Raw genomic sequence first — 20,175 nt, 5'->3', positions numbered from 1 at the left:
ATGTGGGCGAGCACAATCGAGGCCATGGCGGCGAATCCCCGAGCCGGTCAGCCGGCACAGCCCGAAGACCTCATCGACATCGCGTCGGTGGTGACGGCGTACTACGCCGTGCAACCCGATCCCGAGAACGTCGATCAGCAGGTGGCGTTCGGCACGTCGGGGCACCGCGGGTCGAGCCTGGACGCCGCGTTCAACGAGGCGCACATCCTGGCCACCACGCAGGCCATCGTCGAGTACCGGGCCGCTCAGGGCTACACGGGTCCGCTGTTCATCGGCCGCGACACGCACGCGCTGTCGGAGCCGGCGTGGGTGTCGGCGCTGGAGGTGCTGGCGGGCAACGACGTTGTCGCGATGATCGATTCGGCCGACCGCTACACCCCGACCCCGGCCGTCAGCCATGCGATCCTGACGTTCAACCAGGGTCGCGACAGCGACCTGGCCGACGGGATCGTCGTGACCCCGTCGCACAATCCGCCCCGCGACGGCGGGTTCAAGTACAACCCGCCCAACGGCGGCCCGGCCGACACCGACGCGACCGGAGTCATCGCCAAGCGGGCCAACGAGATCCTGCGCGGCGGGCTCAAGGACGTCCGGCGGGTGCCGCTGGCCCGGGCACTGGGCATCGCGCAGCGCCACGACTATCTCGACGCGTACGTCGCCGATCTGCCCAACGTCGTCGACCTGCACGCGATCAGCGCCGAGGGCATCCGGATCGGCGCCGACCCGCTCGGTGGCGCCAGCGTCGACTACTGGGGTGCGATCGCCGAGCGGCACAACCTGCAGCTGACCGTGGTGAACCCACTGGTGGACGCCACATGGCGGTTCATGACGCTCGACACCGACGGCAAGATCCGGATGGACTGCAGCTCGCCGAACGCGATGGCTGCGCTCATCGGCAACCGAGACGAGTATCAGATCGCCACCGGCAACGACGCCGACTCCGACCGGCACGGCATCGTCACCCCCGACGGCGGCCTGATGAACCCGAACCACTACCTCGCGGTCGCGATCGACTACCTGTTCGCGCATCGGCCCGACTGGGCGGGCTCGACCGCGGTCGGCAAGACCGCGGTGAGTTCGTCGATCATCGACCGCGTGGTGGCCGGGCTGGACCGCAAGCTGGTCGAAGTGCCGGTGGGCTTCAAGTGGTTCGTCGACGGGCTGATCGGCGGCACGATCGGGTTCGGTGGCGAGGAGAGCGCCGGTGCGTCGTTCCTGCGTCGTGACGGCTCGGTGTGGACGACCGACAAGGACGGCATCATCCTGGCGCTGCTCGCGTCGGAGATCCTGGCGGTGACGGGGTCGACGCCGTCGCAGCGCTACGCGGAGCTGGCCGAGAAGTACGGCGCGCCGACGTATGCGCGCATCGATGCGCCGGCGAACCGGGAGCAGAAGGCGCGGCTGTCGAAGCTCTCGCCCGAACAGGTGACCGCGACCGAGCTGGCCGGTGAGCCGATCACCGCGAAGCTGACAGCCGCGCCCGGCAACGGGGCCCCATTGGGCGGTCTGAAGGTGACGACCGAGAACGCGTGGTTCGCCGCGCGGCCGTCGGGCACCGAAGACGTCTACAAGATCTACGCCGAATCCTTCCGTGGCCCCGAGCATCTCGCCGAGGTCCAGGACGCGGCCCGCGAAGTGGTGGCGGCGGTCATTTCTTGAGTTCCACGAAAGAGGGCGACTGTCCGTCACGCGAGAAGGGTCGGCTGCCGCGCGAAGTCTGGGTCCTGGTGGTCGCGAACTTCGTCGTCGCGCTCGGCTACGGCGTGGTGGCCCCGGTGCTGCCGCAGTACGCCCGCCACTTCGGGGTGAGCATCGCGGCGGCGACGTTCGTGATCACCGCGTTCGCGGTGATGCGACTGGTCGGCGCGCCGCCCGCGGGATTTCTGGTGCAGCGGATGGGGGAGCGGCGCGTCTACACCAGCGGCCTGATCATCGTCGCGGTGTCGACGGGGGCGTGCGCGTTCGCCGAAACCTATTGGCAGCTGCTGCTTTTCCGGTCGTTGGGTGGTGTCGGGTCGGCGATGTTCACGGTGTCGGCGCTTGGTCTGATGATCCGGATCTCGCCGGCGGACGCCCGCGGCCGGGTGGCCGGGTTGTTCTCGTCGGGGTTCATGGTCGGCTCGGTGGGCGGTCCGATCCTGGGCAGCCTGACGGCCGGGTTCGGGCTGTCGGCGCCGTTCCTGATCTACGGGGCGGCGCTGCTGGTCGCCGCGACGGTGGTGTTCGTCAGCCTGCGGCACTCGCCGGTGGTGGGCCAGCCCGACGACGAGGTGCAGACGCCGGTGCCGTTCCGCACGGTGTTCCGGCACCGCGCCTACAAGGCGGCCCTGTTCTCGAATTTCGCGACGGGCTGGGCGTCGTTCGGGCTGCGGATCGCGCTGGTCCCGCTGTTCGTCGTGGAGGTACTGGGCCAGGGGCCGGGCGCGGCCGGGCTGGCGCTGACGGCGTTCGCGGTGGGCAACATCGCCGTCGTCATCCCGAGCGGGTACCTGTCGGACCGGTTGGGCCGACGGCTGTTGCTGATCGTCGGGCTGACGCTGGCGGCGGTGTCGACCGCGCTGGTGGGCTTCACCACGTCGCTGCCGGTGTTCCTGGTCGCGGCGGTGGTGGCGGGTGCGGCGACGGGCATCTTCGTGTCGCCGCAGCAGGCCGCGGTCGCCGACGTGGTGGGCAACAAGTCGCGGGGCGGGACCGCGGTAGCGACGTTCCAGATGATGGCCGACTTCGGCTCGATCGGCGGATCGCTGCTGGTCGGGCTGATCGCGCAGTACACGTCGTTCGGGTGGGCGTTCCTGACCAGCGGCGTGATCCTGGGTATCGCGGCGCTGTGGTGGGTCTTCGCGCCCGAGACGCGCCCGACGCCGTCGGCCGAGCACACCCCGGCCCGTCCTCTCGGCCCCGAGGCGGGCGGGGAAGTCCCGTGACCAGCGATTTTGAGCGGCCACCCCTCGTGGTGTAATTTCGATGAGCACGACAAGGGGCTATGGCGCAGTTGGTAGCGCACCACACTGGCAGTGTGGGGGTCAGGGGTTCGAATCCCCTTAGCTCCACCACGAAACGAGCAGTTCAGGAACTCGGGGCCGCGCCGGGTAGGTTCACAGCGATTCACGCCGAGAACGACGAAGGATTTAGCGAAAGCCATCATGTCTGAAGACCAGGTCGCCGACGTTCCCCCGAATCACCTCTCCATCGATCCGCGCAGCCCGTTCTATGACGAAGAGGTGTTGGTCCGCGACGTCGGTATCCGCTTCAACGGCTCTGAGAAGACCAATGTCGTCGAGTACGACGTGGCCGAGGGCTGGGTGCGGGTCGAGGTGCCCACGGCGAAGGATCGTCGCGGCAACCCGATGGTCATGAAGCTCAGCGGCACGGTGGAACCGTATTTCCGCTCGGCTGAGTAGCCGCGGGAGTGCTGAGCGGATGCTCAGCAATCTGAGGACGGGAGCCGCCTCCCCGGTGTAGCTTCCGCTGCATGCCTTTGGCGCTGGCCTCGTTCTTCCGGACGACCCTGCCCCTCGATCTCACCGGGCTCGCTGCGGTCGATGATGGTCGCTACCACTCCCTTTGGCTGCCCGACCATCTGGTGAGCTTCTGGCCGGACTCGATCTGGACACCCGAGTTCACCGACCTCGCCGCGGCCTCACCGTCGCCGCATCGCTACCTGGACACCGTCGCGCTCGCCGGTGCCGTCGCGGCCCGCACCACTCGCGTCCGGCTCGCCACCAGCGTCCTCGACACGGTTCGCCGCCACCCGGTGATGCTGGCCCAGTCGGCGCTGACGCTGAGCCATCTCTCCGACGGTCGCTTCATCCTGGGTCTGGGCGCCGGCGAACGCGAGAACCTGGCCCCGTACGGCTTCGACGATCAGCGGACGGTGAGCCGCTTCGCCGAGGCGCTGCGGCTCATCCGGCTGCTCTGGAGCGCCGACGGGCCGATCGACTTCGCCGGACAGTTCTTCACCCTGGAGCGCGCCCGGTTGGACACCGATCTGCACCGCAGCGGCGCGCCGCCGATCTGGATCGGCGCAAACGGACCCCGCATGCTGCGGTTGGTCGGCGAGTTCGGCGACGGGTGGTGGCCGACGGGTAGCGCAGGACCGGAGAGCTACGCGAATCAACTGGGCTGCATCCGGGAGTCGGCCGAGCGGGCCGGCCGCGACCCGGACGCGATCACCCCGGCCAAGATGGTGGTCTGCCTGATCGGCGAACCCGACGAACTGCGCGAGATCCTGCAACGCCCGCTGGTGAAATCGCTGGTGCTGCAATTGACCGCCGACGCTTTGGCCGCCACCGGTCACGGCCATCCGATGGGTGAACACTGGCGCGGCATCCAGGACATCGACCCGCGCGTGCTGACCCGCGACCGATTGCTGCGGCTCTTCGACCAGGTCGACCCGGCCGCGATCCTGTCCGTCGTCCCGCACGGAACGCCCGCGCAGGTGGCCTCGCAGATCGACGCCTTCGGCGAGGCCGGGGCCCGCGTCGTCTCGGTGCTCGACTACAGCGGGATGGCGGGACAGGCCTACGCCGCTGACTCGGCACGCAAGGTCCGCGAAGTCGAGTCGCACCTGACAGGAAGTGCCGCATGACAATTCTCGATGCCGACGTGCTGATCGCCGATGCGCGGGAATCGGCCGGGCTCAACGATTTCGGCGACGACACCCTCGCGGACCGGGTCCGGCTGGTCGTCGACCGGATCAACGGCGCCGGGCTCGACGACATCGGAGTCCGGGCCGCCGCGGACACGGTGCGCGCGCTGTTGACCAGCCGGCTGCACTTCTTCGCCGACCGCACCAGTCTCCCGCTCGCCGAAGAACGGATCACAGCACCGCTTTTCGCCACCGGTGAGCCGCGGTCGGGAACGACGCTGTTGCACGCGCTGCTCGCCGAGGACCACGACTCCCGTGCGCTGCGGTTCTGGGAGGTGATGTACCCGTCACCGCCACCCGGTCCGGCCGCCGCCGACGACCCGCGCCGGGCGCAGGCCGACGCGGACTGGCGCGAGATCCTCGACCGCATCCCGCCGTGGATCGTCAGCCACCCGTACAACGATCTGCTCGGCGCCGGATTGCCCGAGTGTGAACGCACCTGGGCGTTCGACTTCCGCGCGATGAACCCGAGCGCGTGGTGGCGAGTTTCCATGACTATCCAGAACTTTCCGCAGGATCCTCCCGCGCAGTACGCCCTGCACCGCATGATGCTGCAGCACATCCAGTACGCCCGTCCACCGAAGCGGTGGGTGCTCAAAGGATTTCACGGCCGGCGTTTGCAGGCGTTGTTCGACACCTACCCCGACGCCCACGTCGTGTGGGTGCATCGCGACCCGGTGCAGGTGCTCGCATCGCAGATCGTCGCATTCGGGCAGATCAACGAAAGCCTCGCCGGGACGCTGGACTGGACGCAATACGCCAAGAACACCATCGAGGGGTCGCGGGCCAATTTCCATGCCTACCTGACCGACCTGCTCGTCGACGACCCGCGCATCCACCACGTCCGCTACCGGGACTTCGTCGCCGACCCGGTCGCGACGATCGGTGGTTTCTACGACTTCGCGGGCGTTGCCTTCACCGCCGCCGCGGAGAACGCGATGCGGGACTATCTCGCCACGAACCGGGGCGATCGCTACGGCAAGTTCAGCTACACCGCCGATGTGCTACCGGTGCCCGTGGAGGATCTCCACGACGAATTCTCTGCTTATCGAGAGCGGTTCGGCGTCGACATCGAGACGAGGCGCTGATGGCCTTCGGCGATTGCGCGGACGACCAGACGCTGCGCGAAGCGTGGCACGAGTTCTGCGACCGGCTCAAGGCCGCCGGGGACCTTGCGTTCAAGGACACGTCTCCGGCGAACGCGTTGCAGCGCGCCGACGCGTTCCGCTATCTCACCCAGAACCTCGGACAGGCCTACGATCTCGCGCTGGAGACCAAGAACACCCGCTATCCGATGATTCACCCGTTCTGCGGCCCCGCCCGCAAACTCGGCGGCGACAACGCCGATTTCGTGTATCTGCAGGCGTGGATCGACGGCGCGTCCACCTACCGGATCACCGGTGACCGTGGCACCGCGCGTTTCATCAACTTCACCGTCCAGGGCGCGCGTCCCGCCGAGGACGTGTACTACGGCGCCGATCATCCGAACCTGCACGAGCCGTTCGGCGACACCCCGGAGGCGAACCTCACCAGTGACGAACTGGTCACCGAACCGGACGGCAGCTTCGTGCTCTACATCGGGGGTCCTGAGCGCGGCCCCAACTGGTTGCCAACCACGGCGGATTCACGAAAGTTGTTCATGCGCCAGGGCTTCGATTCGTGGACGGAACGGTCGGCGCAGTTCAGCATCGAACGCCTCGACATGGACGATCCGCGTCCGGTGCCGACACCACAGGATCTGGTCACGTCGATGCGGTGGGCCGGTGACTTCCTGACCGGGGCGATGACCGACTGGCCGGACCGCGAACTGAAGATCGGTTCACTGTTCGGCGAACCCGAGCCGAATGTGTTCCCCGGTGCGCGGTTCGCCGGTACAGCCGAACAGCGTGACGCCCGCCGCGGCAGGCTGATCGTCACGATGCCGTGGCGACTCGGACCGGACGAGGCGCTGATCTTCGACTTCCCCGACGGCGGGCAGTTCTGGATGCTGACCAACATGGGCGCGTTCTGGAACAGCATGGACTACCTGTACCGCCCGGTGAGCTACACGCCGAGCAGGTCGGCGGTCGAGTCCGACGGCCGGGTGCGGATGGTGTTGGCGCATCACGATCCGGGCGTGCACAACTGGATCGACACGCAGCAATTCAGCGAGGGCTACCTGACGTTGCGCGTGATCGGGAGCCGACAGGTGCCCGAGGTCAACACTCGGGTCGTTCGGTCGAGCGAGTTGGACTCCGCGCTGCCGGCCGGAACCCGGCGCGTCACGTCCGACGAGCGCGCCGCTCAACTGCACGAACGCTTCGACGCCATCCGCCGCAGATACAGGATCTGATATGGACCCGAAACTCGAGACGCTCTCCGCGTCAGCGTTCGACAACGCCTACCACGTCGGCCACATCGTCCCGGACTTGCTGTCCGCCATGGCGGCTCTGGCGGGCTCCATGCAGATCACCTGGGCGTCTCCGTTCGAGATGCGCAGCGGATTCACCAGCCCGGACGGCTCGGTCGACGATCAGCCGGTCCGTATCGCATTCTCGATGTCCGGCCCGCCGTACCTGGAACTGATCGAGGTCGTCGCCGCGCCCGACTCGATCTTCGACGAACCGGGCATGCATCATGTCGGCTACTACGCGCAGCGCTGGCGCGACGACACCGCGCGACTGCAGAGCGAGGGCTGGGAGCTGGAGCGCACGGGCGCCGGCGTCGCCTTCCTGCGCGATCCCCGCAGCGGGCTCCGCGTCGAGGTGGTGAGCTTCAAGGGCCGCGATTTCCTGGCGCAGGTGCTCAGCGGTGAGATGGGGCGGCAGTACCCGTTGACCGAGCGGCCATGACCGCGCTCGCGCACACGTCGTACGGAGTCCTGCGCGGCGACGCCGGTGAAGGCGTCGTCGTCTTCCGGGGGGTGCCGTACGCGGCGCCGCCGACCGGTGACCGACGTTGGCGCCCAGCACAACCCGTGTCGAGCTGGAGCGGTGTGCGGGAGGCGATCGCGTTCGGGCCGATCGCTCCGCAGGACATCTCTGCCGAGCGGCTCGCCAAGCGGGGTCTCACGATGGGCGAGGACTGCCTCACGCTGAACATCTGGACGCCCGCGGCCGACGATGCGCGTCGGCCGGTGCTGGTGTTCCTGCACGGCGGTGGGCAGGCGCAGGGTCACGGGTCGGCGCCGCTGCTCGACGGTGCGCGGCTGGCCTGCCGCGACGACATCGTGGTGGTGACGGTCAACTTCCGGCTCGGTGTGCTGGGTTCGCTCTATGCGCCCGACTGGCACGGACCGGACTCCACGAATCTGGCACTGCGCGACCAGAAGTACGCCCTGCAGTGGGTGCGTGACGAGATCGCCGCGTTCGGTGGTGACCCCGCTGCGGTCACGGTGGCGGGGCAGTCGTCGGGGGCGATCGCGATCGCGGCGTTGCTCGCCGGCGGGTGCGACCTCTTTGACCGGGCGATCCTGCAGAGCGGCGGCCTGGAGCGGGTGCGGTCGCGAGAGGCGGCGTCCGCGGTGGCCGCGCAACTCGGGGCGCTGCGGTGTGGCGGTGAACCCGAGGTTGACGAAATCCTTGCCGCGCAACGGCGTATCGACACCGGCTATGTGCCGCCGCAGGGACCGTTTCACCCGTGTATCGACGGTAACGTCATCGTCGAGCATCCGCTGGTGGCTGCGCGGATGCACGCGATGCCGGCAATCCCGGTTCTCGCCGGGACGACACGTGACGAGTGGCGGATCTTTGACGCGGCACTGGACGCGAGCGTGTTCACCGAGCAGTACGTGCGGGACAGGGCGCGGGCACTGGCCGGGGACGCGTGCGACACCGACGCGGTGGTGACTGCGTACCGCGCGGGTCAGCAGACGCTGCGCGATGTCGCCAGTGCGATGGTCACCGACTACCACTTCGCGGCGCCCACCGAGCAGTTCGTCCGCGCGCACGCCTCGCGTGGTAATCCGGTGTTTCGTTACGAGCTGCAATGGTGTTCTCCGCGGCCGGGATTCGGGGCCTGCCACGATTCGTGTCTGGCCCTGGTGTTCGGGAACCTGGATGCCGCGCCCGCGTTGGCCGGTGCCGACGAGGCGGCTCGCCGGATGTCGAATGCCGTGCAGGCGCGCTGGCTGGAGTTCATCCGTGGGGGAGAGCCCTGGGACCGCTACGACGGTGTCGGTGGTACGACGATGCTGCTCGGCACAGAGAGCGCAACCGTCCGCGGTCACCGCGTCGAGCAAATCGCCCTCTGGGAGGACCGTTACCCCGCGTACGGGTAGCCGCCGGCCGGCCGTCAGGCCGCGTGGTCTTCGGGTGGTGCGGGTCCGCCGGGTCCGCCGGGGGTGTCGGGTTCAGCCGCGGCGCTGTCGTTTTCGGGCTCCTCGGGTGGGCGCAGGAGTCGTTCGGGGCGGTGGTAGGTGTTCACGCGAGCCTGTCCGGTGTCGAGAAGCTCCGGTGGAATCCACTCGACCTCGCCGCGGGTGTTCATCCGGGTGGTCCAGGCAGTCGGGTCGTCGGGATTGACGCTGCGGTTGTCGGGTCCGCAGGCCAGGCCGAGTTCGTCGATGTTGGTGAGCCCGCCGCGGGCCCAGTCGGTGACCACGTGATGGACTTGGCTGCCGTAGGCGCCGACGGTGCAGCACGGCTTCGTACAGCCGCCGTCGCGGGCGATCAACATGATCCGTTGTTCAGGTGTGGCGGTGCGTTTGGTGCGGAACAGATCCAGCGCCGCCCCGGTGGCGTTGTCGAACACCGCCAGGTAGTGATTGGCATGCCCGCCCATCCGGATCACGTCTTTGATGGGCATCTTGGTGCCGCCACCGGTGACCCCGATCCCGGCGCGGGATTCGAGGTCTTGCAGGGTGGTGCGGATGATGATCGACACGGGTAGCCCGTTGAGTGTGCCGAGTTCGCCGCTCATCAAAGCGATGCGTCCGACGGCGATCAGCGCGTCGTGCTGGCGCTGGGCCAGGCTGCGATCGTCAGAGTCGATCTGGGCTTGTGACGGGGTGCCCGAGGTGCAGGGTTCGGGGTCGGCGGGGTTGCACATGCCGGGTGCGGCGTATTTGGCGAAGATCACCTCCAGCACCGCCCACGCTTCCGGTGTCAACGTCGCGGTCACGTCGACCATCCCATCGGCACGCTGCTTGTGCTTGGTCACCCCGCGCTGGCGGGCGCGTTCGGTGTCGTCAGGTTCGGGGCCGTCCTGATCCAACAGAAACAGGATCAGCTCGGCGGCGTCCTTCAGTTCTTTGGGGCCGACCCCGACGGCGGTGCGCACCAGGTCGACCTCGAACTGCTCCCGGGTCGTGCTATCCACCCAGGACGGGAGTTTGGCCGCCGATTTGCGGATCACCTCGACATGCTCGGGGTTGATCAACCCGCGCGACTGGGCGATCGCCGTGGCCGGCAGCAGCGGCGGCAGCGCCGGCCCGGTCACCGACGGGCGCGGCGCCAACAGGCAAGCCTCGGTCAGGCGCCGATTCGCTTCGGTGACCGAGATGCGCCACCGGATCCGCAGCACGTCTTTCCAGGATTTGGCGCCCATCTCCCGGGCGGTGGTCTCGGTCTGCAACCGCGCCAGCAGCCGGTGCCCCAGCCCGGGCAGCCGGCAACCCAGACTCTCCAACTCGTCCATCGTGGCGAGGAGTTCGTCGCGGGTCAGTAGCTCCAGATCGCAGCCTGCCACGGTGTCGAACGCGGCGCGCAGCGCGCTGACCGCGTCCTGCACATCCGTCCTCGACATGGTTCGAACATACATTCGACCACCGACAAATCCGGGCCGTCCGCCGAGTGATGCATCGGGACATCGGTGACACTTCTGGGCCGGGCCTGCGTGGGTAGTTGTCAATGAAAGCACCGATCCTCACGTCCGGCTGGCGATCTCGCAGTGGCCCGATGGCGCACCGCGCGGGGCGGTCTCAACGTTTTGTGCCGACCACCGACAATCTCAGTGCTCCGCCGAGTCTGAAGTAGATGGGCACATCCGGCCCGAAACTCGCGAACAAGTTCAGACTCGACGCCCGTCACGCCGCAGGCGTCACGCCCGTCCGCCCAGATGCTTGGCGAAGAAGCCCGATACCGCCTCCCACATCTCGACGACGTTCTCCGTGTTCACCGCTCCGTGGCCCTCGTCGGCCTGAATCAGGTAGTCCACCTCGACACCCCGCTCCCGCAGCGCGTTCACCAGGTTGTCGGATTCCGCCTGGACCACGCGAACATCGTTGGCACCCTGGATCACCATCAGCGGTGTGCGGATTCGGTCCACCAGGGTGATCGGGGACCGGGCCATCATGTCGGCGAGCTGTTCGGGGTCCTCGGGGTCTCCGACATAGGCGTGCCAGTTGTTCGCCAGCTGTGGCCGCGCGATCGGCGGCAGCGTCCGCATGAAGTTCGCCAGATTCGAGATGCCGACGTAATCCACTGCGGCGGCGAAGACATCGGGTGTGAACGTCACCCCGACCAGCGCGGCGTACCCGCCGTACGACCCACCCAGGATCGCCACCCGGTCGGGGTCGGCGTACCCCTGCTCGACAGCCCACTGCACCCCGTCGATCAGGTCGTCGTGCATCTTGCCGGCGAATTCGCCGATCGCCGCTTTCAGGAACGCCTTTCCGAACCCCGTCGAGCCGCGGAAGTTGACCTGCAGCACCGCATAACCCCGGTTGGCCAACAACTGGACGTGGCCGTCGAAGCCCCAGCTGTCGCGGAACCACGGACCGCCGTGCACGACGAGAACGAGCGGAAGCCCCTTCGGTTCCACCCCGAGGGGCAATGTCAGATACGACTGCAGCGCCAGACCGTCGCGCGCGGTGATCGTCACCGGGTGCATCGGCGCCAGGTGCTCCGGATCGAGGTGCGGCAGTGGCCGATACAGTAACCGGCTCTCCCCGCTGCGGTGGTCGTACAGGTACGTCACACCGGGGTCGCGGTCGTGGTTGAACCCGACGATCCAGCGTTCGCCTGCCTCGTCCGACGAGAGCATGCCGATGTCTCCGTCGGACAGCTTCTGCAGTTCGGCCAGGATGTCACCGAATCGGGGATCGAGTGCGCGGATCTCCTGCCGCTCACCGTAATAGCGCACGGCCAACAACTCACCGGTGCGGCGATCCTGGATCAACGGCGACGGGGCGATGGGGTTGACGCCTGCGCGCGGATCGACGTCGAAGCTCGGGTGACTGTCGACCTCGGTCTCCTCGCCGGTGGTCAGGTCGACATGTACCAACCGCGTCCGGTCGGAACCCCGATTGGATCCGAGCCACACGCCGGTGCCGTCGGGCGTGATCACCATCGGATGGATGCCGACGGGATAGTCGCTGCCGTCGAATCGCGCGATCGGGTGCAGCATCTCGGCGGCGGCGTCCCACCGCGACAGCTCGAGGGCGCCGTCGGGCGCCAGCGCGGTCGCGAACACCTGTCCGTCGTCAGAGGACAGCCAGTTGTTGACGTGTCCCGGATTCTTCGCGATCAGCGTGAGATCCCCGGTGGCGATGTCGAGTTCGTAGATGTCCAGCAGTGTGATGTCGCGGGTGTTGAGCATCACCGGCGCCTTGCCTTGCTTGACCTCGCGTACGGGGAAGGCCATCGCGCCCGGGAACGGGGTGAGGTCGACGGCAGGCGCGTCGGGATCGTCGAGATCGACACGGTGGATGTGCCAGTTCTCGTCACCATTGGTGTCCTGCAGGTAGATCAGCCATCGTGGATCGTCGGTCCACTCGAAGTGCAGGATGCTGCGGTTGCTGTCGTCGGTGACGCGCCGGGCGCCCGGCGACCCGGGATCGAGGTCTTCCACCCAGACGTTGAGACGCCCGTCCGACGGGCTCAGGAACGCGATCCGGGTGCCGTCCGGAGAGATCTTCGCGGCCGCGCGTGTCGGCGGGCGGAACAGATCCTCGACCGGGATCAACGGGGGCAGTGTCGTATCGGATGCCATGTCGGTCCTTTCGTGGTGCGGGCAGGGTTGAGCGCACCGCAAGTCAGGTGACTTACAGTGGGATCGGTTGTCGGGCTGGCTATCTCACGGTGTGACTGGTCCACCCAGCCGGCCGTTGGTGGCTTCGCGTATGGCGCGGTCGACCAATGCGAGGGCCTCCTGCTGGGTGATCTTCTCTTTCTCGACGATCGCGCGGCGCCCGACGTCTTCGTCGACCACCCGGAACGCCGCGGTGACCGCCGCGGCACACAGGCGCGCGGTGAGGTCGTCGTCGGCCAGTCGCAGGCGCTTGGCGACGACGGGCACGAAGGCTCGCTCCATCTCGTCGTGCACCATCAGGTACGCCGACCGCAGTGCCGGTTCGGTCGTCGACAGGGTCGCGATCCGCAGGGCGGCGATCTCGTCGGCGAGCTCCTGTTCTGTCAGCGGATTTCGCTCCATGTCGGCGGCCATGTGCTCGGCCAGGGAGAGCTCGTCGGGCCAGCGATCGGCGAGCGCGATGAAACGGCTCGCCGAACGCGCCAGCACCGGTTCGACGCAACTTTCCTTGCAGCGGAAGTACCGCCAAATCGTCCTGGTCGACAACCCCGCCGCCGCGGCGATGTCATCGCCGGTGGTCGCCGCGACGCCCCTGTCCCAGAACAGTTCACAGGCATGGCGGGACACCCGCAGGCGCGCCTGTGCCTGCTTGTCGTCCGCCGTGTCTGTCATCGCCGTCATGACGCCTCCGTACCTCCTGTCACTTAGTGACAGAACCACAGTGTCACTAAGTGACATCGCGGTCAAGCGGCCCTGGTCAGCGGCCCGCGTTTCCCGCCGATCTCGCCGGGTACCTGAGCGCGATGACCACTGCGACCGAGAAGGACACCGTCACCGCGAAGATGCCAAGCGTTGCGCCGGGACTGCTACTCGGCCTCGGGCTGGGTGGATTCATCGACGGCATCGTGATGCACGAGATCCTGCAGTGGCATCACATGGTCAGCCACGTCGACGACTATCCGACCGACACCGTCGCCGGCCTGGAGGTCAACGTCCTCGCCGACGGCTTCTTCCACGCCGCGACGTGGCTTCTCGTCTGGGCCGGCACCATCACCACCCTGGTGTCCTGGCGACGTGGCCGCCTCGCGCCGAGTTGGTCGTTCCACATCGGCCTACTGCTCACGGGCTGGGGGATCTTCAACGTTGTGGAGGGCGTGATCGACCACCACGTCCTGCAGATCCACCATGTTCGCGACGACCTCGGTGGCCCGCTGGTATGGGACATCGGATTCCTGGTGTTCGGCGCGTTCCTGGTGGCCGCCGGCTGGCTACTTCACCGGCGCGGTGTGCGCGCCATGGCCGGGACGGTCTCCGCCGAAACACTGACGGCGTGACTGCGCCCGCCGGCGCTCGAACCTCCGGCGCTCGGCGATGCGCTGGACCTCGCGACCGACGTCCCGGCGCAGTGTGCGCATCAGCGCGCGCCGGTCCACGCGCGGGTCGCGGACGGCCGTTCCCACCCAGCGCGCCAGTCGCGCGGGCGTGAACACCTCTGTGGCAGGCCGTTTACGCGAGAACACATCCAGGATCTCCGTCGGACCCCCGGGGCGCGCTGCGAACCATCGGTACGCGGCGTCCTCGATCGGTGACACGGTGTCGTCGCGGCCGAGGCCGTTGGCCCACTGGTACATCGGGAGACACTGCCGGTCGCGGTCGTCCTCCCATGCCGCCAAGGCCGAGTCGAGCGCGGGCTGGTCATCGAGATATGGCGCGGCGGCTTCTCCGAGCAGTCGGCCGAATCGCAGCGCGTCCCGGATTCCCTGCGCGGTGACGGGATCCTTGAAGTGGCCGGCGTCCCCGGTCAGCGCCCACCCCGGCCCGTGCGAATGCCGAAAGTACGACGGGTGCGATACCGACGTCCGGATCTTGCTCATCCGGGTGCATCCCCGCAGCCGCGCGCCGAACGCGGGGATGCGGTCGATCGTCGCGTCGAAGGCGGCCTCGGCGCCTGCGCGGAACTCGGCGGCCCTGCGCGCCGGAGGCATCAACAGGGCGATCAACTGCCCACCATCGCAAGGGAATACGGTGACCAGGTCGTCATCCGCGCGCCACTGCATTGCGACGTGCCGCTGGTCGTGGTGGGTGTCCTCGTAATACGCGTAAGCCATCATCCGCTGGTTCTGCCAGCTGTGGTGCTCGGTGGTGCCGACGAGGCGGGCGATGGTGGATCGCCGCCCGTCGGCACCGATCACCAGCTTCGCCTGGATTTCTCCGGTCCCGCCATCGCGGCCCGTGAAACGCACGCCGGTGACGCGGCCCGACGGCGCGGTGAGCAGGTCGGTGACCCTGACCCGCTCCCGGACCTCGGCGCCCGCCTCGCGTGCGGTTTCCACAAGTGCCAGATCCAGGCCCGGGCGGCGCACGCAGCTCCCGGCGGCGATGCCTTCGTAAGGGCTGTAGTCACCGACTACCTCCACGCCGGGCGAGCCCAGCCCGCCGCGGGTGTGCAGCGGCGGATCGAGCGCGAGGACGCGGTGCCGGGCGCCGAGGCGTTCGAGTTCGGCCCAGTGTGGAGGGAAGAACAGGTGGGTGGACAGGGTGTCGGACGGAAATGCCGCGCTGTCGAGCGCGACGACTGTGCGGCCGTGGCGCGCCAGGGCGATCGCTGCGGCCGAGCCGGCGCATCTACTGCCGACGATCACGACATCGACGTGTTGGGACATGGGGCGAAGTCTGACACCTGCGCACGATTTTAGAAGTCGATTCAGAAAATGAACGGACATCGAAAATCGTGGCGTCCTATCCTTGGGCGATGTCCACCGGCGACGAATCTGTGCAGCGGCATCCGCGCGCCGACCGGCGCCGCGCCCGGACCCGCGCCGCGATCCTCGACGCCGCCGAGGTGGTCTTCACCCGCGACGGCTACGACGGGGCGCGCATCGAATCGATCGCCGAGACGGCCGACGTCTCGGTCGGCTCGATCTATATCCACTTCGGCGGCAAGCGCGACGTGTACCTGCACCTGGTGGAGCGGTCCCTGCAGCTGTTCGCTGAATACATGGCCCGCAGTGAGGATCCCGCACTCGGCCCGCTTCAGCGCGTCCTCGCCGGCGGCGACGCGTACCTCCAGTTCCACCTCGACCACCCCGGCGCATTCGATTTCCTGGCAATGCGCAATGACGCCGGCTCCACCAAGAGCGCGGAGATCGAGTCCCGCATTCAGGAGCGCGTCGGAGAACTGCTGTCCCGCTTCGCCTCCCACGTGCAGGCTGCCATCGAGGCGGGGGAGGCCCGCCCGGTGGACGCGATGCGGCTGACCCGCTACCTGTGGGGTGCGTGGAACGGGGTGATCGCGCTGCGGCACCAACCCGAGGGACTGCGCGCCTCGGACGCGGAGATCGCGGATGCGCTCGAACTCGCGCGATGGCTGCTGCGGGAGGGTTTGGCGACCGCGGCACTGCGCGACGACTCCGGTGAGGTCGGTGAGCGTGTGCCACTGCCGCGGATCACCCGGCCGAACCCGGATGGGGTCAGCTGATGCCCTCAGTCCAGGTTTGCCAGCGCCCGGCGGGCGGCTTCGAGTTCGGTCTCCAATGCGGCGACCTTGGCCGCCTGCTGAGCGCGGGCGTCCTCGATGACGGCGTCGATCGGGGTGGCGAGGTCCTCGTGCAGTTCGGCGGCGGCCCGCGACACCGCGGCCGCCGTGACGGCGAGGTTGCGGACCAGGTGGGTGCTGCCCTGCTTGAGGTCGGCGCGCCATTCGCCGTCGGCGGTACCGCTGACCGTGAGCGTCAGCTCGAGGGTCCTGGTCCTCTTGCCCGCCGAGCGTTTGGCCGGAGCCTTCTTCGCCATATCGTCAACCAGCGCCGCATCGTCAACGGGCACCGTGTCCTCAACCGGCACATCGGCCGGTACGACCGTCAGGGCGTCTACTGTCATGTCTGTCGGGCCTCCTCTCCATCCTGTCCGCCGATTGCGGACAGCTCACGAAGTAGAACACACGTTCGACTGCAGGATCAACGTCCGGCGCCCACCGGAGTGGCTTAAACCTAACGAGATAAGGTAATCGTGGGCGGGGCCGTCGGCTGGTGACGGCGTCTGGTCTACTGGTAGCCGTGCGCACCTCGGCACCGATCGCGAAGGGTGACAAGCTATGACGCAGATCATCGACACCGGCCGGCTGTTCATCGGTGGGACGTTCCGCGACGCCGGGCAGACGGTCCCGGTGATCGAGGCCGCGACGGGCGAGGTGCTCGCCGACGGACCCAGTGCGACGATCGCCGACATCGACGACGCCGTGGCGTCCGCCCGGGGCGAGGGTGCGGCGCAGTGGCGCACCGCCTCGGTGGACGAACGGGCCGACGGGCTGAAGCGGTTCGCCGCCGCGCTGCGGGCCCGCGGACAGGACACCGCGACGCTGGTGAGCCGCGAGAACGGCATGCCGATCAGCCTGTCGCGCGCCGTGAACGGTGCGTTTCCGGCGGTGCTCGTCAACTACTACGCCAAACTGATCAAGGGGTTCCACGCCGAAGAGGTGCGTCCCGCCCTGATCGGTCACACCATCGTGCGACGCGAACCGATCGGTGTCGTCGCCGCGATCACTCCGTGGAACTATCCGCAGGCCCTGGCCGTGATGAAGATCGCGCCGGCCCTGGCTGCGGGATGTTCGGTGGTGCTCAAGGCATCCCCGGAAACCGCGCTGGACGCGCTGGTTTTCGCCGACGCGGCCGCCGAGGCCGGTCTGCCCGCTGGTGTGCTCAACGTGGTTCCCGGTGACGCCGCCGCGGGCGCACACCTGGTCACGCACCCGGGCGTCGACAAGGTCGCGTTCACCGGGTCGACCAACGCCGGCCGGGTGATCGGCGCCGAGTGTGGCCGGCTCATCCGTCCGGTCACCCTGGAGCTCGGCGGTAAGAGCGCTGCGGTGATCCTCGACGATGCCGACCTCGGCGCGACCATCGAGGGTCTGCGCACGGCGTCCTTCGTCAACAACGGGCAGACCTGTCACCTCAGCTCCCGGATCCTGGTGCCGACGTCCCGGTACGCCGAATTCGTCTCGGCAATCGGCGAATTGGCCGACAATCTGACGGTCGGGGACCCGCTCGACGACAAGACCGAGATCGGCCCGCTGGTCAGCGAGCGTCAGCGCGAGCGGGTGCTCGACTACATCCAGATCGGCAGGGACTCCGGTGCCCGCCTCGTCGCCGGTGGATCGGTGCCCGCGAACCTGACCCGCGGGTGGTTCGTCGCGCCGACGGTGTTCGCCGACGTCGACAACAACGACCGGTTGGCACAGGAAGAGATCTTCGGCCCGGTCATCACCATCACCCCCTACGAGGACGAGGCCGACGCGGTGCGGTTGGCCAACGACACGGAGTTCGGGCTGGCCGGCACCGTCTGGTCCCAGGATCCGGCGCGGGCCACCGAGATCGCCCGCGCGATGCACACCGGATCCGTGGGCGTGAACCACTATCAGCTCGACATCCAATCGCCGTTCGGCGGCGTGAAATCCAGCGGTCTCGGTCGTGAACTCGGCCCCGAGGGCCTCGACGCGTACCTGATCACCAAGTCCGTCTACCGGGCCGACCCGGTTCCGGAGTAGTCGGTGAACGTGGACGAAGCGACCCGCGCGGGCCGTAATCTGGACGAGATCGCCGACCAGAGCCCCTGGTACGCCGAGGATCTCGCGGTCGGTGACTGGATGGATGTCGGCAGCGTGCGCGTCGAACTCGACGAGATCACCGAGTTCGCCGCCAAGTATGACCCGCTGCCACTTCACCTCGACGCCACGGATTCACCGTTCGGTCAGGTGATCGCCAGTGGCATGCACACGATGGCGCTGTTCTCCAGCCTCGCCTCGCGCGCGTTCATCCCGCGGTTGGCGCTGGTGGCGGGCAAGGGTGTGGACCGGATGCGGCTGCCCGCGCCGGTCTATCCGGGCTCGACGCTGACGGGACGGGTCGAGGTCACCGGTATCACGATGCGCGAGCGCCGTGCGGATCTGCTGCAGCGGTCCACCCTGGTCGACCAGAACGACGCCGTCGTCCTGAGTTTCGACGGCGTCATCGTGGTCTCACGGCGAAACGGCTAACGCACCTTGTCGAACCGCGCCGCCAGATCGCGGTATTCCGCGCGGATCGTCGGCTTGTCGAGCTTGCCGCTGGGCAGCCGCGGCAGCGGGGATTCGCGCAGCACCACGTAGCGCGGCACTTTGTAGTCGGAGAGTTGATTCTCGCAGTGGGCGACCACCGTCGCCTCGTCCAACGCGCCGTCCGACGGGGTGATGATCGCCGCCGGCGTCTCGCCGAACCGCTCGTCGGGGACCGCGATCACCGCGACCTCCGCGACACCCGCCAAGGTGTTGATGACGCCCTCGAGCTCGACCGGGGAGATGTTGATCCCGCCAGAGATGATCAGGTCCTTCTTGCGGTCGACGAACTTCACGCGGCCCTCGTCGTCGGTGACCCCGAGATCGCCGCTGTGCAACCAGCCGTCGTGGATGGCCTGGGCGGTCGCGGCGGGATCATTCCAGTAGCCGGGGGTCACCAGCGGGCCGCGCACGACGATCTCGCCCAGCTCGCCGGGGCCGGCCAGTGTCCCGTCGTCGTTCATCACCCGGACCTCGGTGAAGATCGAACCGCTGCCACAGGAGTCCGGATGTTCCAGGGCTTCGGATTTCAGCGTCGCGGTCGCGACCCCGCCGGCCTCTGTCATCCCATAGATCTGGCGCAGCAGAACACCTTTGGCCGCCCAGCGGTGCAGCAGGTCGACCGGCACCGCGGCGCCGCCGACGATCGCCGTCTGCAGCGAGCTGAGGTCTGCGGTGTCGAACTCCGGTGCGCGAGACATGGCTTCGAAGATCAGCGGCACGCCGAACACCGTCTGGACGCCGTACTTCTCGATCAAGGTGACCGCGCGGGACGGGTTCAGCTCGGGCTCGACGATCAGCGAACCACCCAGGATCGTCGTCATCAGGACGCCGTACACCAGCCCCGGCGTGAAAGCCAAAGGCAACACCAGCAACGAGACGGCCCCGGGCCGGAACCCGTCTTCGATCAGCGTGTTCTCCAGCACGATGTTCAACAACGTCTGCGTCGTCAGGATCACGCCCTTGGACAGGCCGGTGGAACCGCTGGTGAAGATCACCGCGATCGGTTCGTCGGCCGCGCGGTCGATGTGGAAGTCGTCCGGGTCGCCGGCACGCAGACTGTCGACGACGGCGAAGCCCAGAACCGCGAAAGGCGCCCCGAGCCCGGCCGCGCGTTCGGCCGACTCCCGGAAGTCGGGGTGGGCGAGCACGACGGTGATGCCTGCATCGTCGGCGACCTTGCGGATCTCGGCGGGCTTGAGCCGGGAATTCAACGGCACCAGTACCGCCCCCGCCTTGATGACCGCCAGCGCTGCCGCGGGCCACTGGATCGCGTTCGGCGACAGCACGCCGACCCGGTCTCCGGGCCCGACGCCGCAATCGGCCAATCGGCGCGCCAGCCGGCTCGACCAAGCGGCGAGCTCGCGATAGGTCGTCACATCGTCGACGACCCGCACCGCCGGCTCGTCACCCTTGGTGCGTGCCCACCAGGTCAGCGCGGACCCCACGGTGGCGGCCATGTTCCTCCTTCGAAGACAGAGATGCGGTG

Annotated in this window: 18 protein-coding genes and 1 tRNA gene; 13 read left to right on the top strand and 6 right to left on the bottom strand. The window is 68.2% G+C overall.

All coding sequences use genetic code 11. From position 1 onward, the window contains the following. Positions 1-24: 24 nt before the first annotated feature. From pgm to NTM_RS26195, 9 genes are all read left to right on the top strand, one after another. A complete protein-coding gene (pgm, locus tag NTM_RS26235; protein WP_163769049.1) occupies positions 25-1,659 on the top strand; it encodes a phosphoglucomutase (alpha-D-glucose-1,6-bisphosphate-dependent) in 1,635 nt (544 codons plus the stop codon). Next, positions 1,656-2,924: an MFS transporter gene (locus tag NTM_RS26230; RefSeq protein WP_163769046.1), complete on the top strand. Its 1,269-nt coding sequence runs from the start codon at positions 1,656-1,658 to the stop codon at positions 2,922-2,924. Before pgm ends, NTM_RS26230 begins: the two co-directional genes overlap by 4 nt. Before the next feature lie 53 nt (positions 2,925-2,977). Next, a tRNA-Ala gene (locus NTM_RS26225) sits at positions 2,978-3,053 on the top strand. A 90-nt stretch (positions 3,054-3,143) separates the two neighbouring features. Further along, a complete protein-coding gene (locus NTM_RS26220) occupies positions 3,144-3,401 on the top strand; it encodes a DUF3297 family protein (RefSeq protein WP_083141364.1) in 258 nt (85 codons plus the stop codon). A gap of 71 nt (positions 3,402-3,472) precedes the next feature. Next, a complete protein-coding gene (locus NTM_RS26215) occupies positions 3,473-4,588 on the top strand; it encodes an LLM class flavin-dependent oxidoreductase (RefSeq protein ID WP_163769045.1) in 1,116 nt (371 codons plus the stop codon). Continuing rightward, positions 4,585-5,736: a sulfotransferase family protein gene (locus tag NTM_RS26210; protein WP_163769043.1), complete on the top strand. Its 1,152-nt coding sequence runs from the start codon at positions 4,585-4,587 to the stop codon at positions 5,734-5,736. The genes NTM_RS26215 and NTM_RS26210 overlap by 4 nt, the downstream gene beginning before the upstream one ends. Next, positions 5,736-6,980, top strand: a complete 1,245-nt coding sequence (locus tag NTM_RS26205) for a DUF1214 domain-containing protein (protein WP_163769041.1) — start codon at positions 5,736-5,738, stop codon at positions 6,978-6,980. Before NTM_RS26210 ends, NTM_RS26205 begins: the two co-directional genes overlap by 1 nt. 1 nt (position 6,981) lies before the next feature. Next, positions 6,982-7,479 (top strand): VOC family protein, encoded by a 498-nt coding sequence (locus NTM_RS26200; RefSeq protein ID WP_163769039.1) that lies wholly within the window; start codon positions 6,982-6,984, stop codon positions 7,477-7,479. Then, the gene (locus NTM_RS26195) at positions 7,476-8,906 is read left to right on the top strand and encodes a carboxylesterase/lipase family protein (RefSeq protein ID WP_163769037.1); all 1,431 of its coding nucleotides are present in this window, start codon (positions 7,476-7,478) and stop codon (positions 8,904-8,906) included. The genes NTM_RS26200 and NTM_RS26195 overlap by 4 nt, the downstream gene beginning before the upstream one ends. A 14-nt stretch (positions 8,907-8,920) precedes the next feature. On the opposite strand, the gene NTM_RS26190 is transcribed toward NTM_RS26195, so the two are convergent. The 3 genes from NTM_RS26190 to NTM_RS26180 form a co-directional block, all read right to left on the bottom strand. Continuing rightward, positions 8,921-10,387 (bottom strand): HNH endonuclease signature motif containing protein, encoded by a 1,467-nt coding sequence (locus NTM_RS26190; protein WP_163769035.1) that lies wholly within the window; start codon positions 10,385-10,387, stop codon positions 8,921-8,923. Positions 10,388-10,666: 279 nt separating this feature from the next. Next, positions 10,667-12,559 carry a S9 family peptidase gene (locus NTM_RS26185; protein ID WP_104863758.1) on the bottom strand — a complete coding sequence of 631 codons (1,893 nt, stop codon included), beginning with the start codon at positions 12,557-12,559 and terminating at the stop codon, positions 10,667-10,669. Positions 12,560-12,643: 84 nt separating this feature from the next. Further along, positions 12,644-13,279, bottom strand: coding sequence for a TetR/AcrR family transcriptional regulator (locus tag NTM_RS26180; protein WP_232079845.1), 636 nt, complete (start codon positions 13,277-13,279; stop codon positions 12,644-12,646). 122 nt (positions 13,280-13,401) lie between these two features. Between NTM_RS26180 and NTM_RS26175 the strand changes: the two genes are divergently transcribed. Beyond that, complete coding sequence (locus NTM_RS26175) at positions 13,402-13,932, top strand: DUF2243 domain-containing protein (RefSeq protein ID WP_179964007.1); 531 nt, start codon at positions 13,402-13,404, stop codon at positions 13,930-13,932. On the opposite strand, the gene NTM_RS26170 is transcribed toward NTM_RS26175, so the two are convergent. Next, the gene (locus NTM_RS26170) at positions 13,867-15,261 is read right to left on the bottom strand and encodes an NAD(P)/FAD-dependent oxidoreductase (RefSeq protein WP_163769033.1); all 1,395 of its coding nucleotides are present in this window, start codon (positions 15,259-15,261) and stop codon (positions 13,867-13,869) included. The two genes, NTM_RS26175 and NTM_RS26170, sit on opposite strands and share 66 nt — an antisense overlap. 89 nt (positions 15,262-15,350) lie before the next feature. Here NTM_RS26170 and NTM_RS26165 point away from each other — a divergent pair, with 89 nt between their 5' ends. After that, entirely contained in the window at positions 15,351-16,076 is a 726-nt protein-coding gene (locus NTM_RS26165; RefSeq protein WP_163769030.1) for a TetR/AcrR family transcriptional regulator, read from the top strand. A 5-nt stretch (positions 16,077-16,081) separates the two neighbouring features. Here NTM_RS26165 and NTM_RS26160 read toward each other — a convergent pair whose 3' ends face one another. Continuing rightward, positions 16,082-16,477, bottom strand: coding sequence for a DUF6319 family protein (locus NTM_RS26160; RefSeq protein WP_163769028.1), 396 nt, complete (start codon positions 16,475-16,477; stop codon positions 16,082-16,084). Between the two features lie 214 nt (positions 16,478-16,691). Between NTM_RS26160 and NTM_RS26155 the strand changes: the two genes are divergently transcribed. After that, complete coding sequence (locus NTM_RS26155; protein WP_163769026.1) at positions 16,692-18,140, top strand: aldehyde dehydrogenase; 1,449 nt, start codon at positions 16,692-16,694, stop codon at positions 18,138-18,140. 3 nt (positions 18,141-18,143) lie between these two features. Then, positions 18,144-18,629, top strand: a complete 486-nt coding sequence (locus NTM_RS26150) for a MaoC/PaaZ C-terminal domain-containing protein (RefSeq protein ID WP_104863763.1) — start codon at positions 18,144-18,146, stop codon at positions 18,627-18,629. Here the strand turns inward: NTM_RS26150 and NTM_RS26145 are convergent. After that, positions 18,626-20,146: a class I adenylate-forming enzyme family protein gene (locus NTM_RS26145; protein ID WP_163769024.1), complete on the bottom strand. Its 1,521-nt coding sequence runs from the start codon at positions 20,144-20,146 to the stop codon at positions 18,626-18,628. The genes NTM_RS26150 and NTM_RS26145 overlap by 4 nt on opposite strands. Positions 20,147-20,175 lie beyond the last annotated feature (29 nt).

The organism is Mycolicibacterium parafortuitum, from assembly GCF_010725485.1.
Lineage (GTDB): Bacteria > Actinomycetota > Actinomycetes > Mycobacteriales > Mycobacteriaceae > Mycobacterium.
This window is presented reverse-complemented; position numbering and strand designations above follow the sequence as displayed.

Excerpts from the sequence above, each read along its gene's own strand:
- pgm (WP_163769049.1), top strand. The coding sequence starts at position 25 with ATGGCGGCGAATCCCCGAGCCGGTCAGCCGGCACAGCCCGAAGACCTC.
- NTM_RS26220 (WP_083141364.1), top strand. The coding sequence starts at position 3,144 with ATGTCTGAAGACCAGGTCGCCGACGTTCCCCCGAATCACCTCTCCATC.
- NTM_RS26215 (WP_163769045.1), top strand. The coding sequence starts at position 3,473 with ATGCCTTTGGCGCTGGCCTCGTTCTTCCGGACGACCCTGCCCCTCGAT.
- NTM_RS26210 (WP_163769043.1), top strand. The coding sequence starts at position 4,585 with ATGACAATTCTCGATGCCGACGTGCTGATCGCCGATGCGCGGGAATCG.
- NTM_RS26205 (WP_163769041.1), top strand. The coding sequence starts at position 5,736 with ATGGCCTTCGGCGATTGCGCGGACGACCAGACGCTGCGCGAAGCGTGG.
- NTM_RS26200 (WP_163769039.1), top strand. The coding sequence starts at position 6,982 with ATGGACCCGAAACTCGAGACGCTCTCCGCGTCAGCGTTCGACAACGCC.
- NTM_RS26195 (WP_163769037.1), top strand. The coding sequence starts at position 7,476 with ATGACCGCGCTCGCGCACACGTCGTACGGAGTCCTGCGCGGCGACGCC.
- NTM_RS26190 (WP_163769035.1), bottom strand. The coding sequence starts at position 10,387 with ATGTATGTTCGAACCATGTCGAGGACGGATGTGCAGGACGCGGTCAGC.
- NTM_RS26185 (WP_104863758.1), bottom strand. The coding sequence starts at position 12,559 with ATGGCATCCGATACGACACTGCCCCCGTTGATCCCGGTCGAGGATCTG.
- NTM_RS26180 (WP_232079845.1), bottom strand. The coding sequence starts at position 13,279 with ATGACGGCGATGACAGACACGGCGGACGACAAGCAGGCACAGGCGCGC.
- NTM_RS26175 (WP_179964007.1), top strand. The coding sequence starts at position 13,402 with ATGACCACTGCGACCGAGAAGGACACCGTCACCGCGAAGATGCCAAGC.
- NTM_RS26170 (WP_163769033.1), bottom strand. The coding sequence starts at position 15,261 with ATGTCCCAACACGTCGATGTCGTGATCGTCGGCAGTAGATGCGCCGGC.
- NTM_RS26165 (WP_163769030.1), top strand. The coding sequence starts at position 15,351 with ATGTCCACCGGCGACGAATCTGTGCAGCGGCATCCGCGCGCCGACCGG.
- NTM_RS26160 (WP_163769028.1), bottom strand. The coding sequence starts at position 16,477 with ATGACAGTAGACGCCCTGACGGTCGTACCGGCCGATGTGCCGGTTGAG.
- NTM_RS26155 (WP_163769026.1), top strand. The coding sequence starts at position 16,692 with ATGACGCAGATCATCGACACCGGCCGGCTGTTCATCGGTGGGACGTTC.
- NTM_RS26145 (WP_163769024.1), bottom strand. The coding sequence starts at position 20,146 with ATGGCCGCCACCGTGGGGTCCGCGCTGACCTGGTGGGCACGCACCAAG.